The sequence below is a fragment of the Campylobacter sp. LR291e genome (genome assembly GCF_008633915.1).
Lineage (GTDB): Bacteria > Campylobacterota > Campylobacteria > Campylobacterales > Campylobacteraceae > Campylobacter_D.
In genome coordinates, this window is record NZ_VJNV01000010.1 from 1 (window position 1) to 598 (window position 598).

Annotated in this window: 1 protein-coding gene; it reads left to right on the forward strand. The window is 31.9% G+C overall.

Translation table 11 applies throughout. The features are described 5' to 3' along the window. The coding region (locus FMM58_RS01945) for a restriction endonuclease subunit S (protein ID WP_190317923.1) at positions 1–598 on the forward strand (598 nt) is incomplete at both ends.

The window sequence follows — 598 nt, forward strand, 5'->3', positions numbered from 1 at the left end:
AGATTTTAGAAGATTCCGCGCCATTTGAGATTCCAAAATCTTGGGCTTGGGTGAGATTAGGCGATATTTGCCAGATGAAAAAAGGACCTTTTGGAAGTGCAATCACAAAAGATATGTTTGTCGCAAAAAGCGAAGATTCTATAAAAATTTATGAGCAAAAAAATGCGATTCAAAAAAACTCATTGTTGGGAGATTATTATATTTCACAAAAACATTTTGAGAAATTAAAACAATTTGAAGTATTTGAAAATGATATTATCGTAAGCTGTGCAGGCACAATAGGAGAAGTTTTTAGAATACCAAAAAACGCACCAAAAGGAATTATCAACCAAGCTTTAATGAAAATTAAAATTATCGATTTAGTTTATATTCCTTATTTTATGCTATTTTTTGATTATTTGATAAAACAGCAATCGCAAGAAAATAGCAAAGGTTCAGCTATAAAAAACATTCCACCACTAGATATTTTAAAAAATTTCCAAATCCCCCTCCCACCACTAAAAGAACAAGAAAAAATAGTCGAGGTTTTGGACGAGCTCATAGGCTTGGCGAGCGAATTTGACCGAATTAAAGAGGAATTAAAGAGGATAGAAAAGAG